This window comes from Anaerocolumna sp. AGMB13025 (assembly GCF_029689925.1).
GTDB lineage: Bacteria > Bacillota > Clostridia > Lachnospirales > Lachnospiraceae > Anaerocolumna.
In genome coordinates, this window is record NZ_CP121445.1 from 6,211,234 (window position 1) to 6,227,392 (window position 16,159).

General features: G+C 32.9%; 16 protein-coding genes. 5 read left to right on the plus strand and 11 right to left on the minus strand.

From position 1 onward, the window contains the following. Positions 1-565: 565 nt before the first annotated feature. A complete protein-coding gene (locus QA584_RS25985) occupies positions 566-931 on the plus strand; it encodes a type II toxin-antitoxin system RelE/ParE family toxin (RefSeq protein ID WP_278272004.1) in 366 nt (121 codons plus the stop codon). After that, on the plus strand, positions 928-1,242 hold the full coding sequence (locus QA584_RS25990) for a helix-turn-helix domain-containing protein (RefSeq protein ID WP_278272005.1): 315 nt from the start codon (positions 928-930) through the stop codon (positions 1,240-1,242). Before QA584_RS25985 ends, QA584_RS25990 begins: the two co-directional genes overlap by 4 nt. A gap of 964 nt (positions 1,243-2,206) precedes the next feature. Here the strand turns inward: QA584_RS25990 and QA584_RS25995 are convergent. From QA584_RS25995 to QA584_RS26045, 11 genes are all read right to left on the minus strand, one after another. Further along, complete coding sequence (locus QA584_RS25995; protein ID WP_278272006.1) at positions 2,207-2,845, minus strand: hypothetical protein; 639 nt, start codon at positions 2,843-2,845, stop codon at positions 2,207-2,209. Then, positions 2,842-4,356 (minus strand): hypothetical protein, encoded by a 1,515-nt coding sequence (locus QA584_RS26000; protein WP_278272007.1) that lies wholly within the window; start codon positions 4,354-4,356, stop codon positions 2,842-2,844. Before QA584_RS26000 ends, QA584_RS25995 begins: the two co-directional genes overlap by 4 nt. A 438-nt stretch (positions 4,357-4,794) precedes the next feature. Continuing rightward, entirely contained in the window at positions 4,795-5,181 is a 387-nt protein-coding gene (locus QA584_RS26005; RefSeq protein WP_278272008.1) for a hypothetical protein, read from the minus strand. A gap of 199 nt (positions 5,182-5,380) precedes the next feature. Further along, positions 5,381-6,169, minus strand: coding sequence for a hypothetical protein (locus QA584_RS26010; RefSeq protein ID WP_278272009.1), 789 nt, complete (start codon positions 6,167-6,169; stop codon positions 5,381-5,383). 330 nt (positions 6,170-6,499) lie between these two features. Beyond that, positions 6,500-6,736: a hypothetical protein gene (locus QA584_RS26015; RefSeq protein ID WP_278272010.1), complete on the minus strand. Its 237-nt coding sequence runs from the start codon at positions 6,734-6,736 to the stop codon at positions 6,500-6,502. A gap of 329 nt (positions 6,737-7,065) precedes the next feature. Next, positions 7,066-7,521, minus strand: a complete 456-nt coding sequence (locus QA584_RS26020; RefSeq protein ID WP_278272011.1) for a hypothetical protein — start codon at positions 7,519-7,521, stop codon at positions 7,066-7,068. 35 nt (positions 7,522-7,556) lie between these two features. After that, positions 7,557-8,162 (minus strand): abortive phage infection protein, encoded by a 606-nt coding sequence (locus tag QA584_RS26025; protein WP_278272012.1) that lies wholly within the window; start codon positions 8,160-8,162, stop codon positions 7,557-7,559. Between the two features lie 305 nt (positions 8,163-8,467). Next, the gene (locus QA584_RS26030; protein WP_278272013.1) at positions 8,468-9,028 is read right to left on the minus strand and encodes an RNA 2'-phosphotransferase; all 561 of its coding nucleotides are present in this window, start codon (positions 9,026-9,028) and stop codon (positions 8,468-8,470) included. A 12-nt stretch (positions 9,029-9,040) separates the two neighbouring features. Beyond that, a complete protein-coding gene (locus tag QA584_RS26035; RefSeq protein WP_278272014.1) occupies positions 9,041-9,391 on the minus strand; it encodes a hypothetical protein in 351 nt (116 codons plus the stop codon). A 13-nt stretch (positions 9,392-9,404) separates the two neighbouring features. Beyond that, a complete protein-coding gene (locus QA584_RS26040; RefSeq protein WP_278272015.1) occupies positions 9,405-10,907 on the minus strand; it encodes a hypothetical protein in 1,503 nt (500 codons plus the stop codon). 729 nt (positions 10,908-11,636) lie between these two features. Next, entirely contained in the window at positions 11,637-12,890 is a 1,254-nt protein-coding gene (locus tag QA584_RS26045; RefSeq protein WP_278272016.1) for an acyl-CoA thioesterase/bile acid-CoA:amino acid N-acyltransferase family protein, read from the minus strand. 358 nt (positions 12,891-13,248) lie between these two features. Here QA584_RS26045 and QA584_RS26050 point away from each other — a divergent pair, with 358 nt between their 5' ends. The 3 genes from QA584_RS26050 (at position 13,249) to QA584_RS28770 (ending at position 16,144) form a co-directional block, all read left to right on the plus strand. Continuing rightward, positions 13,249-14,190 (plus strand): helix-turn-helix transcriptional regulator, encoded by a 942-nt coding sequence (locus QA584_RS26050; RefSeq protein ID WP_278272017.1) that lies wholly within the window; start codon positions 13,249-13,251, stop codon positions 14,188-14,190. 315 nt (positions 14,191-14,505) lie between these two features. Further along, a complete protein-coding gene (locus QA584_RS26055) occupies positions 14,506-15,456 on the plus strand; it encodes a helix-turn-helix transcriptional regulator (protein ID WP_278272018.1) in 951 nt (316 codons plus the stop codon). Positions 15,457-15,832: 376 nt separating this feature from the next. Further along, the gene (locus QA584_RS28770) at positions 15,833-16,144 is read left to right on the plus strand and encodes an ABC transporter permease (protein WP_278275238.1); all 312 of its coding nucleotides are present in this window, start codon (positions 15,833-15,835) and stop codon (positions 16,142-16,144) included. The last annotated feature ends 15 nt before the right edge of the window (positions 16,145-16,159 follow it).

The following is a 16,159-nucleotide window of genomic DNA, read 5'->3' on the forward strand; positions in this document are numbered from 1 at the left end:
CTTTCACATACAATATGACATATCATTTTATATTTTGAGGTATTTGGGGTATTTTCCGAACAGAACTTATAAAAAGACGATAATATTACTAGAAAAAGCTAAAATCATGTGGATACGAGGGGTAGAACGCTTACTTATTAAAACAAACTACCTGCCATATACTAACTGCTTGTTTATCCATTGTCACAATAAAATCTCTGGAGTCCTGGTACCCAAAAGGTAGTTCCATCATGCTGGATACAGTCCAAAATCATTTCTGCTTTATCTTTTCTGAATAATAAGCTGTAAAGAAAAAGGTCACAACAGCCGAAACTGTGTGACCTATATGATATGTCTTAATAATCTACTTTATAAAGTAATATATTTTCTGTACTAACCATTATGCAACTATTAATCATAAGTGGTATATCTTGTGTTAAGGCGGTTCGATTATAGCATCACTTTTCTTTCTGAATCAAGTTTCACTTATACTTAATATCTGTCAAATGACCTATAACAAATTTGTTATAGACTTATTATAACGAATATGTTATTATAATATTACGGATTGGGGGAAGCATAAAGAATGTTCAAAGTCATTTTTTATAAAGACAAAAGCGGAAATGAACCGATAAAGGATTTTTTGTTAGAACTGAGTCAAAAAGCCCAAGCCAACAAAAACGACCGCATACAGTTTAATAAGATAAGTGCCTATATTAAGGCATTACAGACCTATGGCACCCGCATTGGTAAGCCCACTGTTAAGCATATAGACGGCGATTTGTGGGAACTACGACCACTCGAAAATCGTATATTTTTCTTCTACTGGCGTGACAATACTTTTGTATTACTGCACCATTTCATCAAAAAAAGCCAGAAAACGCCGACGAAGGAAATAGAGCAAGCCCGAGCCAATCTAAAGGACTTTTTAGAAAGGATTGATCATAAATGAGCATTAAAGTAGGAAACACCAATTTTACAGAATTCGATGACCTGTATAACGACCCTAATATCGTTCCCCCCGCTGAACGTGCTAAAATTGATTTCGAAGTAGCATTAATCGGAAAGCTGATAGAAGCCCGGGAAACAAAAGGCTTATCACAAAAGCAGCTGGCAGACCTGGCCGGATTGAAACAACCCGCTATAGCCAGGTTAGAAAGCATGAAGGCTACGCCGCAAATTGATACCCTCTTTAAAATCCTACAGCCTTTGGGATATACCTTGGCAGTAGTCCCTGTTGAAAAACCCCCACAGCAGCCGTAGGCGCTCTGCGAACCTCATAACACAACAAGCCGCTTAGGTCTTAATAGGCTACCAGCGGCTTTTCTGTTGCCTGTAAAATTGTCAGGGTACCGTCCAAGACTGTATGCCTACCGTGGCTATAGCCTCTTCAAAGGTTCCCATTCAGGCAGTAAAACACTTTGTTGGGCAAATTTGAAAAATATAGAATTTTCCCTTTGTACAGTGTAATTGTTTGGATTGCTATTGCCTCCTGTTCGTCTTCGGGATCGCACTTGTGGGAAAATCCCATTTACGCAGATAATCTATGGGGTCGGGAACGGCTCCTATAACTACCTGTCCAGCAATACTTGAATCCGCCATCTGTTTTATATGTACTTGGATGAAATTTACCACTGTCTGTGCTAATCTTGATATATGGCGATTCTCCATGACGACCACCGCCTGGTGACACTTGAACCTGCATTATATTTCTGCCTTCTCTTTTATTGTTAACTGTAATACTCTGTGCACCTGATGATTAGCGTGTCGAATTTTTTATAGTTACATCATATCCTTCTGCTCTCAACATATCAGCTATTTCGTTTGTTGTTTTCCCTTTAAACGTTTGTTTTAGTGCCTCAGTATTATTACTTCTAGCATTCCTATAATTCCAAAAATCATAGCCTCCTGGAGTCCTTAAGTCTTTAGGTATTGAAACTTTAATTTTATGGAAATTACAATTTCAGGCATACTGGTCAATTTATAATCAAAACTAAGCAGGATTTTCTCGATTTCTTTATCAAGTCCTGCCAATTCTTATTTTTGGTGTTCCAATTCCCGTACCAGACTTGAGTTACTGGGTTATAAAATGACTCCGTTAAAACATTACCAGCAAAACAAAGAATAAACAGTCCATAAATCCTTTTGGTCTATTTACCAAAATCAAAGCATCCCTTTTGGGAAGAAGGTTTTATGTCATTAGCATGAATTTATGGTTGGCGTACTATTATATATTTAAGTAATTACTCACTATTTTCATTATCTCTTCACTATATGAAGAACTGTTAATATAAAGTTCCATAAATATACTTTCTATTTCCGTTGTTTTATAATAGCTTAAACTTTTTATTATTATTTCAAATAAGTAATTATTAAGCATATAAATTTTATCATACAGCATCTTTGCAAAAATATTAATATCATTTTCCTTTGCTTTAATAAAAAAAGCTTTTACTAATAAGTCTGCATTTTCGTCTTGATAACCCAAGATTTCTAAATAGGACAATAATTCTTTTGAATCAAGTTCATTTGATAAAATTGATATAAAAGCATTTTCTAATTTTTCACTAGCAATTATAGATTTTTCATTCTCTGAATAATAGTCTACAAAAAAGTCTTTATCAGATAAATTTTCATATAAATATTTTAGGACTCTATTATCATCCCCAGCTTTAATATATCCTTCCTTGGTGTAACTAACCACATCAAATCTATCAATCTGCCGCCACGATAAGCTCCTATTATCATCCATTATTTTACATGCACTAATGTCATTATCTAAGTTAATTTCATATGCAATGACAGGGTATAGCCTATTGATAGTTAAACCCTCACTGCTCACATTCCGTTTGCTCTGTAATATCATTGCCTCACCCCTTTAGTTATTAAATCTTCATCCAAATCAATAATCCAAAATCCATCTTTGTCAGTTACTGTATTAAATAAATTGCCTCTTAAACTTTTTGGTACTGGTACTTTCATTTTGGCGTCATAAAAACTAATTTTACCTGTTTTTACATTTTTATAGTAATGTATTTTACCACTTCCAAATTCAGTGGTATATGAATATGTAGATTCCATTTTTGCCCAATCTTTAATTGTACTTCCATCTTTTGTTAACTCAGAGATTAACTTTTGATCACCAAACTTATCTCCAGTAATAATTACTTCTGAGTTTTCAAGTACATCACCTTTTACCAATGATTGTTTATATTTTTGATATGCTGAAGCATCTTTGGCATTATATCCTGTCCCCTTAGGAACATTACTTGGCTTCTTAACACTTCTCGCAATGCTTCCCGAACCCCTGATACTAACCCCGGCAGTTACCAGCATTCCTATGGACATCGTTACTGCCTGAGCCAGCCTTTCGCTGGAATTCAAGTAATCGATCTGTTCAACCGTCATACCTTCTTGGACTAATTTATATTGTAATTCTGCATATGCCATACCAAATTCATCTGCAAAACCAAAATCACGATACTGCTTTTTGGTCAATATCCCTTTATTTACTCTTAATGCAACGGTTAAGTCATAAGCCTCATCAAAAGTCATGCCAATGGACTCCATTTTAGCTATAAATATAACTTCAGGCTCGCTTACGCTTCTATTGTCCTGCATTTCAAGTTGTCGAAAGCCTGCAACTGTATTACCTATTCCGTCAGCCACAGAATCATTTGAATGTACTTTTTTGTTGTTATCCTTTAACTCTACCTTACCATTTCCTTTCCAATTATTCAAGTTAGAAAAGCTCAAGGGACCATTTTTAAATAAATCAAATTCCTTCCCATGAAACAAACTGGCAACACCTACCCCTGTAGCTGCTACTCCAGCTATATTATTATGAGTTTCTATTTTACCTGCTGCTTCCTTACCTTTTCGTTTTCCAGCTTCGGTCTCATACCAATGCTTTATGGAATCTTCCAGAGATTCGTGGATGGCAGCCATACCTCCTAGCAAATCTGCTATGGTTGATAATGCTGGGGACCCATTTTTGATGTCCACCAATAACTCAATTAATTTTGCCTTCCAGTCCTCTAACCCCAGGGACTTGCGGTGCTCTAGCTCCCCTCTCCTGCCTGTAATGGCATCTGCTACTTCCTGATCCATTTGTTCCGCAACTTCAAGGAGTTTCATAATCTGTTCTGCAAACTGATAGAATGCTTGGGATTTTTGTTTCAAAGCAGTAATTTTATCCCTTACCGAATCACTTGCACTTAATAAATATCCTGAGGACGGTCCGGTAACAGTCCCAATTCCGCTTATTATTTTTCTTTCCAAGTCAGCAGCATATTCATCAGCCCGTTTTCCCAGAGACTTGGAATGATTTGCAACCGCCTCTAACCTATCATAATATAAGATAAAATCTGACATCATACTCCTCGCTTCCAGCCTTTTTTTCAGTTTATTCCTTTAACGACTTTCCTGTTTTTTTTCCGCATACTCAGTTGTTAATAATTTGTTATGTGATTTTATATTTTCACATATAATATGACATATCATTTTATATTTTGAGGTATTTGGGGCATTTTCCGAACAGAACTTATAAAAAAAGACGATAATATTACTAGAAAAAGCTAAAATCATATGGATACGAGGGGTAGAACGCTTACTTAATTAAAACAAACTACCTGCCATATACTAACTGCTTGTTTATCCATTGTCACAATAAAATCTCTGGAGTCCTGGTACCCGAAAGGTAGTTCCATCATGCTGGATGCAGTCCAGAATCATTTCCGCTTTATCTTTTCTGAATAATAAACTGTAAAGAAAAAGGTCACACCAGCCGAAACTGTGTGACCTAAATGATATGTCTTAATAATCTACTTTATAAAGTAATATATTTTCTGCACTAACCATTACGCAGCTATTAATCTTAAGTGGTATGTCTTGTGTTTCAATAGCAAGAATACTATCACCTATTCTTACTACTGCATATCCATCATCTTCAATAGATTCTAAAACACCATATAAACCTACTTTACCATTTTCCAATTCTTCAATTCTATTAATTTTATCTGATTTAAATATATCCTTTTCCCAAATTAATACTCCAGTCACTTCTATTTCAGCATAATACTCTTTGCTAATTAATGGTTTATCACCATTCCAAATAGCTGTAGCATTTCCGTATTGATTGCTAAAATAAACTTTATATCCATTTTCTATATTCTTTATTATCTTTTCTATTGTTACTCTCATTTTTCACCACATTTTATTTTCTTTAAAACTAAAATTTGCAATAATTTACATAGCACAAATTTAATGCTAAGATGGGAAAGAATTCTGTTTTTATAAAATCACTTTTCATGATCTGTACACCTAATGATGAGTGTGTCGTATTTTTTATGGTTACATTATATTCTTCTGCTCTCAACTAACATTCCTATACTTTACAAATCTATATTTTTTTCACCTCCACTTGATGACAAACTACAGAAACATCAATTGGACCACCTTGAATTTTTATTAAGTAATACTCATTACTAATAGGAATAGCTGGTCCATCTGAAAAGGAAAATGCATAATTCAGTTTTTCAAATCCCAAGCTAATTTCGTCTTTTTCAAGTTTAGTAGAACTAACCTCTAAAACTAAACATGGCATAGCTTCTTCATTTGGCTCTAATACTGTATGATAATTAAAAGCAAATATATTTTTACAGTAAATTTCACCCACATCATTTCCATTTGAAGAATCATAGAATTCAAATTTAATATCGTTCTTAAATTCTACAAAAGTCATTCTATTTAGCATCACATTATTAAAAATTTTTTCCATATTTAACCAACTATTTATAATTGCTTTAAACGGGGCATGACCCGTTTCAACATTTCTTAACAATGATGGTTTTCTGAAACGTAAACTAGTTTCTAATTTGAAAACTGCTTCTTTTTCTGTTGATTCTAAAAATGAAACATTTATCCAAATTGGAACGAATGGGGCTTTACATGATAAAAGCCTTGTAGCTTCATCCAGGGATAATAATCTTGAACCAACATTTTTTTCACTTAATGCTACAAGTCTCATAGAATCATCTCTAGCATTTAAAGGTTTATCTGGCTCTGAAACAGCAACTATTTTAAATTTCACCTCATTAATATTTAAAATCATTATTTTTTTTATTTCTTCAACTGTTTTTAGTAAATTGTTTTTGAAAATATCCCGATTCATTTCTCTTAATTTTTCCATACTTTTTCCTCTTCCTTGGCAGTAGTCCCTGTTGAAAAAACCCCACGGCAGCCGTAGGCAGTCTGCGAACCTCTTAACACAACAAGCCGCTTCGGTCTTAATGGGCTACCAGCGGCTTTTCTGTTGCCTGTATAATTGTCAGAGTACCGTCTGAGACTGTATGCCTACCGTGGCTATAGCCTCTTCAAAGGTTTCCCAGGTGTTAGGTTCATTTACTTTTGACTATCTTACAACCCTTATATGATATTGAGTTACCAGCAGCTTATTTGTTCACTATTAGAACATAATTTTCGCTAGGGTTCATGGAATGAATTTATTTAATTAAGTCTTTTAAACTGTTGCAAAATATAAATCGTTTAGGCTAAATTTATTAGGATTAACAGCTTCTTCGGTAGCATGCCAGCTAATCTGACTTACATCTGTTTTTAATTTACCCAAATCAATAAACCAATCATCTTTATCATAATTTTCAGTAATAAATACCTCATACTTTAAAAAAAGAGCTTGATGGATCTTACTTTCATAACTTTTTCTAGCAAATATTATACCTATATTGGAATTGATCATATAAACAATACCATGCTCCTTATGGCTTAATCTAGCCCACTCTTCACCTGCTCCATCATCCCAATCTAGTTTCTGTCTTATTTTTCATCATTCCGTAAACACTGTTCGTCTTCCGGTTGCTTTTACAAAAAATGTCGCATATAAGCTAGTTTAGTTTTTCATATTCAAGTTGCATAATTGCAACTATTCATATAATCCTGAATTGAAAATTTCTCGCCCTATTTTACTCCAAAAGCAGGGATGAACCATGGGGTCGAAATTCTGGCATTGGGGTCGTAAGCGTGTTCGTAAGCGCAAGAAATTCCCATTAGTGCGGAAGATTTATGGAGTCACGAACGACTCCTAGCATTAATGTTCTCTTCAAATTTTCTAAAATCATCAATTATTTTATTTTGTTCATATTCATCTAGATTATGATATCTTTCCAATAATAAATTTAATAACTCATCTGGTATTTGAATATTTGTCTTTTTAATTTCAATAGATACTTCAGACATTATATCTCCTAATAGTACTACTCCAATATCAGCTTTTCGTTTATAGATGCAATCCAATGTTTTCATCGGATTAATATCATATATAATATCAAAAACGGTAGCTTGCAAATAATCATCACCCTTATTATTTTCAAGAATATCTATACCTAATTCAAGGGTTTTATTAATATCTCTATTATATAACTCAAGCAATGCTGCACTAGTTTCCTCAAATCCAAAAATATCTTGTATTATTTCAATTAACTTACTTGTCTCCAATCTTTTGATATATTCTAATTCATCTTCCATACAACAACCTCCATTAATTAACTGAAGCTACAATATCACCCATTCAATAACACTCCCATTAAATCATTTACTTTTTTATATAATCGCATTTCTTTTGCGTATTTTGATAAGTTTGCAAGATTTTTCTTTTCATCAGCAACATATGCATTAATTGCTTTATTAAATAATTCACTATCCATTTTTGTTCGATATTTAAAACAATCACAAATTGTACGTTCTCTGTCATACACCGGCAGCTTAATTCCATTAAATATACCCTCTGTTTTGCCTATCATAAGCTTCTCATTCTGTACAAAGTATACTTTATACGCAAAATTATCTATTTTTGTTTTTGACCGTGTAATAGTTCTTGGCACAGCAATCGTCCAAACCAATGGCGTTTTATCGCTATATCCATAATGAAACAATGCCGATTCCATACAAATGATACCTTCCTTAAAAAAAGAGGCAATCATCTGTTCTTCAGACACATCTTCATTATTTGCAACCTGATAATATCCGTGTTTAACTCTCTCCAATTCGCCTTTTTCGCACAATTTAACAATTTCAAAATTTTGTAATCCAACTTTATTCAAAGTCGATGTTTTCGCAATACCACCAGATTGTTTTATAACTTTTTTTGCTATATCAATTTTTTCCATAGTTTCACCATTTTTCAAATACATTTTTTTATAATTGTGTTTATTTTATAGTATATATTACTTCCTATAATAATTCAATAACAATATTTCATTTTTGTGTTCAAAAAATTGTCACAAATTAAAAATAGCGAGATATAAAGTAAAACATTTTCACTTCTTATCTCGCTCCATTGGCTTTCTAAGGTGTCTGTATGGGTACACTGCATAAAATACCACCAGATACAAATTATAAACTGGAAAAGAGCTTAGATTAAAACTGAAACCAGCCGTATTCTAAGCTCCTTTCCTGTGCTCTCTTGGTAAATTTACAGATTGGAAGCTTTATTGTTATTTTCTAAAACGTACTTGTAAGGCACCATATCTGCTAACCACACCTTTTCATTACCATAATAAAACTTTATCCCATCATTCCAAGCTTTTAAGGAATCAATCATTAAAATACATGGCTTATTATCATGCCTTTTCCCTACTGTCTCAGCCGTTTCAATGTTTTGTGATAAATGGACATACTGCCTACTTTGGGGTAATAAACCATTTTCCTTAATAGAATTTAGAAATCTTCTTGCTGTTCCATGGTATAAAAATTCTGGGGGCATCTTTTCTTCTTTAATAATTTTCATAGGTATAGAATGTCCATAAACTGCTTTGATTTTACCATCATAAATTTCATGTCGCTTCTTTTCTGATATTTCAATCATTTCCACTAAATCTTTCTCAGTAAGATGTTCCCATTTTGAAATTAGGCGTAAAGAAGCTAATAATTGCTCTAGTGGTACACCACCGTTTTCATCCATCTCCAGTTCATACTCCCATGGTGCATGACGTAAAGCATAAGATACTTCCTTACTTAATTCAGAATAATTCATGATTTCACTTCCTTACTCTATTCCAATGAGTTCTTTAATAGCGCTAATAAACCACGACCAAAAGTCATCAAATTCTTGCCTTCTTTCAAATCCTTCAGTCGCATAATCGTGAACAATAAATACTTTTTCGCCAAAATCTATTTCAAAACATGCAATGTCATCGCTATCGTATCTTCCGGCAAAAGGAACCAGATTTCTATTGGGGTATCTTTTAATTAGTTCCTCCCTTCGATCCACCAATTGCTCAAAGCTCATTAAAAACCAGTTGTCAAAATCAAGTAATTTAAGTTCAACAACCTTTAGATATGCATCAGAGTATTTATAACCAAGTAAATTCTCATATTCTTTTAATTTTTCTAACATTTTTAATACTCCTTTAATTTTTCATTTTAGGCATATCAAATGATCCCGATGGATAATTTTCTCTAAATGCTGAATTTTGTTTAAGTATTCTTAAGTTTGTAGCTTCACCCCACGTAGATGGGACTCCCTTTGGAGTTGTAAAACGGTTGACAAAATTACTTGGCAATGGATCGTTATAATTATGTACGTTAGCCTGAACATTAATCCCAGCTTCTCTTGCTGCTGCAACCCTTGTATTGTCAATGGTGGTATAACTTCCATCAGGCATTTTAACTACATCAATTGGATCTCCAACCCAGCCATCTTTCTTCATACTTGTAATAATATCATCTGCACCATTTACAGAACTCTGGCTAAACCTAATTTCATTTGGATTAATACTCTTACCCGCTCCCTTAGGAACATTACTCGTCCTCTTAACGCTTCTCGCAATACTTCCTGATCCCCGGATACTAACCCCGGCAGTTACCAGCATTCCTATGGACATCGTTACTGCCTGAGCCAGCCTTTCACTGGAATTCAAGTAATCGATCTGTTCCACCGTCATACCTTCTTGGACTAATTTATATTGTAATTCTGCATATGCCATACCAAATTCATCTGCAAAACCAAAATCACGATACTGCTTTTTGGTCAATATCCCTTTATTTACTCTTAATGCAACGGTTAAGTCATAAGCCTCATCAAAAGTCATGCCAATGGACTCCATTTTAGCTATAAATATAACTTCAGGCTCGCTTACGCTCCTATTGTCCTGCATTTCAAGTTGTCGAAAGCCTGCAACTGTATTGCCTAACCCATCAGCCACAGAATCATTTGAATGTACTTTTTTGTTGTTATCCTTTAACTCTACCTTACCATTTCCTTTCCAATTATTCAAGTTAGAAAAGCTCAAGGGACCATTTTTAAATAAATCAAATTCCTTCCCATGAAACAAACTGGCAACACCTGCCCCTGTAGCTGCTACTCCGGCTATATTATTATGAGTTTCTATTTTACCTGCTGCTTCCTTACCTTTTCGTTTTCCAGCTTCGGTCTCATACCAATGCTTTATGGAATCTTCCAGAGATTCGTGGATGGCAGCCATACCTCCTAACAAATCTGCAATGGTTGATAATGGCGGAGACCCATTTTTGATGTCCACCAATAACTCAATTAATTTTGCCTTCCAGTTCTCTAACCCCAGGGACTTGCGGTGCTCTAGCTCCCCTCTCCTGCCTGTAATGGCATCTGCTACTTCCTGATCCATTTGTTCCGCAACTTCAAGGAGTTTCATAATCTGTTCTGCAAACTGATAGAATGCTTGGGATTTTTGTTTCAAAGCAGTAATTTTATCCCTTACCGAATCACTTGCACTTAATAAGTATCCAGAGGACGGTCCGGTAACAGTCCCAATTCCGCTTATTATTTTTCTTTCTAAGTCAGCAGCATATTCATCAGCCCGTTTTCCCAGAGACTTGGAATGATTTGCAACCGCCTCTAATCTATCATAATACAAGATAAAATCTGACATCATACTCCTCGCTTCCAGCCTTTTTTTCAGTTTATTCCTTTAACGACTTTCCTGTTTTTTTGCTGCATACTCAGTTGTTAATAATTTGTTATGTGATTTTATACTTTTACATACAATATGATATATAATTTTATATTTTGGGGTATTTGGGGTATTTTCCGAACAAAACTTATAAAAAGACGATAATATCACTAGAAAAAGCTAAAAACATATGGATTCGAGGGGTAAAATGCTTACTTAATCAAAGCAAACTACCATATACTAACTGTTTGTTTTCTCTTGTTTATCCATAGTTACAATGTATAATGGTTTTCAACCCCTGTTTTATGGCGTCTTATATACTTTAGGACATATAAAAAAGGATATTGTTAAATAAACAGTATCCCTAAGTTATGTACATCAATTTTATATATCAATTTTACATATAACAATTTTTTGTATAAACATTGAGCCATGAAAAGACTCAAAAAAATCATAATCAATAAACAGAATTATAAGTTACAAATTCACTTAATCTGGGAGTCTTACGGTAATCTCTTTTATATATGAGCTTGGAGCAGGGAAATTTACAATGCTCTCATTGTAAATCAGACATAATGAGTTAATAAACTAACCTTTTAGATTTGATAAAACACTACTGAATATTCATCATCGTTTCCGTATTTATTCGTTATATATTGTCAGGTTATTTAGATAGTATTTGAAATAAATATAACTATACCTCTGGCTTTATCAGTCTTTTAAGAATTCAATTACCTTCTGCCAGAAATCTTCATACTCCTTCATAATAGCCGGTTTTTTGCCTCTAAAGCCACTATCAATAGGAAATATAAATGGAGTATAAAACTCGTGTCCACATTCTTCATATACCAATCCCCAAAATATATGCTCCTTATTTTTAGTATCCATAATCTTTTTAATTAACTTTAAAGCATAAACACTATTCCACATCGAATCCCTTTTACCTGCAATTAAACAGACATCTCCTTGGATGTTTTCTACTTTGATACGCTTTAGTTCTTTATGAAATGATAACATTCTGCTTATTTCGTAGGTCATAAAATACCCGCCTTCTATATTCATCCATTGAAGAATTACATTCTTAATCCAGTCAATAATAGGGATAAGTGGGATATAATGAATATATGGCAAAGGTTTATTTTGATAACTCCAAGAAGAATGAGTTAAGGATAGACCCTGATTAACATATGCTGATGGTGAAATAGCAATAACTTTACTTACGGAACGATTTAACGAAGCAGTTAATAAAGCTAATTCTGCTCCTTTGGAAACCCCCAAAAGGTATACTTTATTCCTTAAATCTGTCCCCTTTAACCAATCAATCGCTGATTCTACATAATCTACAGGTATAGTTTCCAAGACTCTGGGAAATACTAGGGGTTCGATAGACAAATTCTGATCAGGATCAAAATATTGAAGAGCAAGTACATTAAAACCTTTATTGGCCAAACAGGCCGCAATTGGTAAAATTGGATTAATAACGCCTTCTGAGCCACCTAGTAATACTACTTTATGATAGCATATAACTTTCTTATGGTAAAAATAGACCCCACGGAATAACTGATTCAAATGGATACATTCAATTTCAGATGATAGAAAACTTCTTATGATGGTTTTATTTAAGGTTTGATTTTTATATGTAACAGTAAATTTACATTCTATAAACTCTTTTGTAAAGTCTCTTTCCTTTCTTTTGTTAAAGGAGCCCCTGGCATCTTTTAGTCCCGCAAACAATCCCATAGAATCGATGCCAGAATACGTACCTTTCACAGGTGCTGCCTTAGCTAGATTAATTTCACCAAATGAATCAGCTTCATAGCAGGCATATGAATCCGAAGGACAGTCTGACCATGAATGAACGACACATAAATCTATTCTGCATACCTCAAATGCACTTATATCAGAAATAATGAAATTTAGCCTTTCGTCTACATAATGTATGTTTCCGATAATTTCAAACTTCATACTAGCTGTCTCCAATCATAATATTATTTGTCTGTATGTTCTTGTATGTTTCATTAGTAGTAATAATTATAATTAAGTTATTATTTGATATTAATTTTTATCTGTTTATGCAATTCAATACTGCTTTCTTTTCTTTGTCTATAAATGCACACTAGATGTATCAGTCTCTTCTTTCCAGTTAAAGGTACTTTAATTTACTTAAATACGGGTAATTTTGTTTAAACCTTAACATTACAATTCCAAATTAAATATACAATAAAATGGACATTTATGTCTATTTAAAAATTACAAAAAATGTATATAATAGTATATGGGAACCCCAAGATTTTACACAAAGGATAGTTAATAGGTGATTATAATGAAATATGAACATTTTGGCAATTTGCTTCAGGAATTAAGGGTAAAATATAATATGTCCAGGGAAAAGCTCGCTCAGAATATCTGTACACCGAAACAGATCTACCGGATTGAAAAGGGCTATTCTGAACCTTCCATCTACTTATTGCATCAACTTTCGATTAAGTTTAATTTGGATTTGAATGAATATTATAAGATGCATTTTACCAGTAACACGATTGTAGGCTTGGAGGGGATAAAATCAATTAATGCTGCAATTGAACATAATGATACTCCATTAATAAAATCTGAAGTTGAAAAATATGAAAAGTTGGAGGATTTTAAACACGGAGAAAATCTTCAGCATATCTATTACGGTAAAGCACTTTGCTCTGCCCTCTTGGATGAGGATTACAATACCTCTTCAGACTTCTGTTACAAAGCTCTTCAAATAGAATGCCCTGATTTTAATATTGATACCATTTCGGAAAATATGTATTCCAATATTGGAATATGTATCCTAAATTGTATAAGCCAAAATTTCTTTGCTTTAGATCAGTATGACAACGGCTTAAAGGTACTTACCGGAGTCCTAAAGATGTTAGAGACTTTTATAATCGATTCCCCTTACCCACTGTTTCAAGCCACGCAATTTGCGCAAAAGATGTATCAATTAATACTATATAGTATGGCTATTCATTTATTTGAGCATGGCGAAATAGAAGATTCTCTCACATATACTGAAAAGGGTATTTCATATTCTTTAAAAGTATATAATATGCGAAGGCTTCCTGGCTTAATTTTTATGAAATTTAAAATCCTTTATTCCTTAAAAGATTATGATCACGCCAAAGAATACTATGATCACACTCTTTCCCTTTATAAAATTACTGATAATAAAATTGCTATAACTAATTTAGAAAACTCAGCCAAAGGGGATTATCCTGAAATCTTTAAAGTATAACCTACATAAGGCAATCAGATTCAAGCACCATATAACATCACTTTTCTTTCGTTCTGAATCCTAGTTTCACTTATACTTATTTTCTGTCAGGCATTTAGTATTTGTTAGTAACTGATAATTGATATGGAATCTATATAAATTGCGCCAGCTTTATCTGCTCTAACCCCGCCTAGATAGTAATCGCTATCTAAGCGGTTGATACCAGATAAGGAGGGGGGGCTGGCTCATCCAGTAGCTTATTTACTTTTAGTTTAATCATAAACAGCGCCAATGTAAATGGACACTTATGTCTAAATTTGTAAATTGGAGGATGTCATGAAATACGAACATTTCGGTAATTTATTACAGGAATTAAGATTAAAATATAATCTATCCAGGGAAAAACTGGCTCAAGATATTTGTACTCCAAAGCAAATATACAGAATTGAAAAAGGATATTCAGAACCTTCCATCTATCTCTTGCATCAGTTATCTATTAAATTTAATCTGGATTTAAATGAATATTATAAGATGTATTTTACTAAAAATAGTATTATAGGGTTAGAAGGTACGAAAGCCATAAATACGGCTATAGAAAGCGGAGATTTACCGTTATTGCAATCATTAATCAGCACCTATGAAACACTTGAGGATTTCAAAAACGGTCAAAATTTACAATACATTTATTACGGTAAAGCACTTTGCTCATCCTTGATAGATAAAGATTATAATACATCCTTAGACTATTGCTATAAAGGGATTCAAGTTGATAATCCAAAGTTTTCGATACAGGATATCTCTAATAATATATTCTCAAATATTGGGATATCACTACTAAATTGTACAAGTCTGAATTATTTTTCATTAAATCAGTACAATGTTGGTATACATATTTTAAAAGAACTATTAACTGTGTTGGAAACTCATTATATAAATCCTCCCTATCCTTTATTTGAAATATCTCAATTTTCTAAGAAAATTTATCAGGCAGCATTATGTAATATCAGCGACATATTATTTGAAAAAGGTGAAGTACAAGCATCTTTAAATTATGTGGAAAAGGGCATTCAGTTTTCTATAAAAGAATATAATACTCGTTTTCTTCCTGATTTATTTTTGATGAAATTAAAAATTCTTTATATAGAACGTAAGTATGAGGAAGCTAGGGTCTATTTTGATCAAACTGTTTATTTATATAAAATAACCGATAAGAAAAATAAGCTGTCTAATTTAGTAGCTGACTCCATAATAGAGTACCCTGAGATTTTCAAGGAAATTAAAAAATAAAACTCATAACAATACAATTTCCACCAATAAAAGAACTGAATTACGTTAAAGAAGTCAATATACCACCATACCTTGACCAATTTGTTATGACAAACAGACACTCTTTTATTTTATTAAAAATCGTATATATCGGTAATAGGGATATAACAGAAGAAGAGCGAACAAAATATACAGATAATGTAAAGCAATTTTTTACCGATTTTACTAATTGCTTAGATAAACAAAAATAGTATTAGTAAAAAGATAAAGATGCAATACGATTTGTCTGATTGATGAGGTTTTCATTAACTCTTAACATATTGGGATTGTGTATACTCTTCTCCATTAGTTCAATCAATATAATTACTTTATGCCAATATTTACATTTTTACAGCAAATGGTTATAATTGTAATTAATATTATAATAGATTTTCGTGATTTGGAATATCTCTGGTCCGTTATTTTGATGTTAATTATGTACACTTGTGCTATCTTTTATAAACCAGAAAAAATAATAGAAAAACACTATGGATGGATACTTGATATCAATCCATTATATTCAATCATAATTAACTTTCGAAATTCTATATTCGGCTTGCCGATTGATATGAAAGCATTTCTAATTTCGATAATCTTTAGTTTAGTTTCTCTTCTCATTGGCATATTTTTATTTTATCATAAACAAGATAAATTCATTCTTCACATTTGAAAGTACTACGAAAGG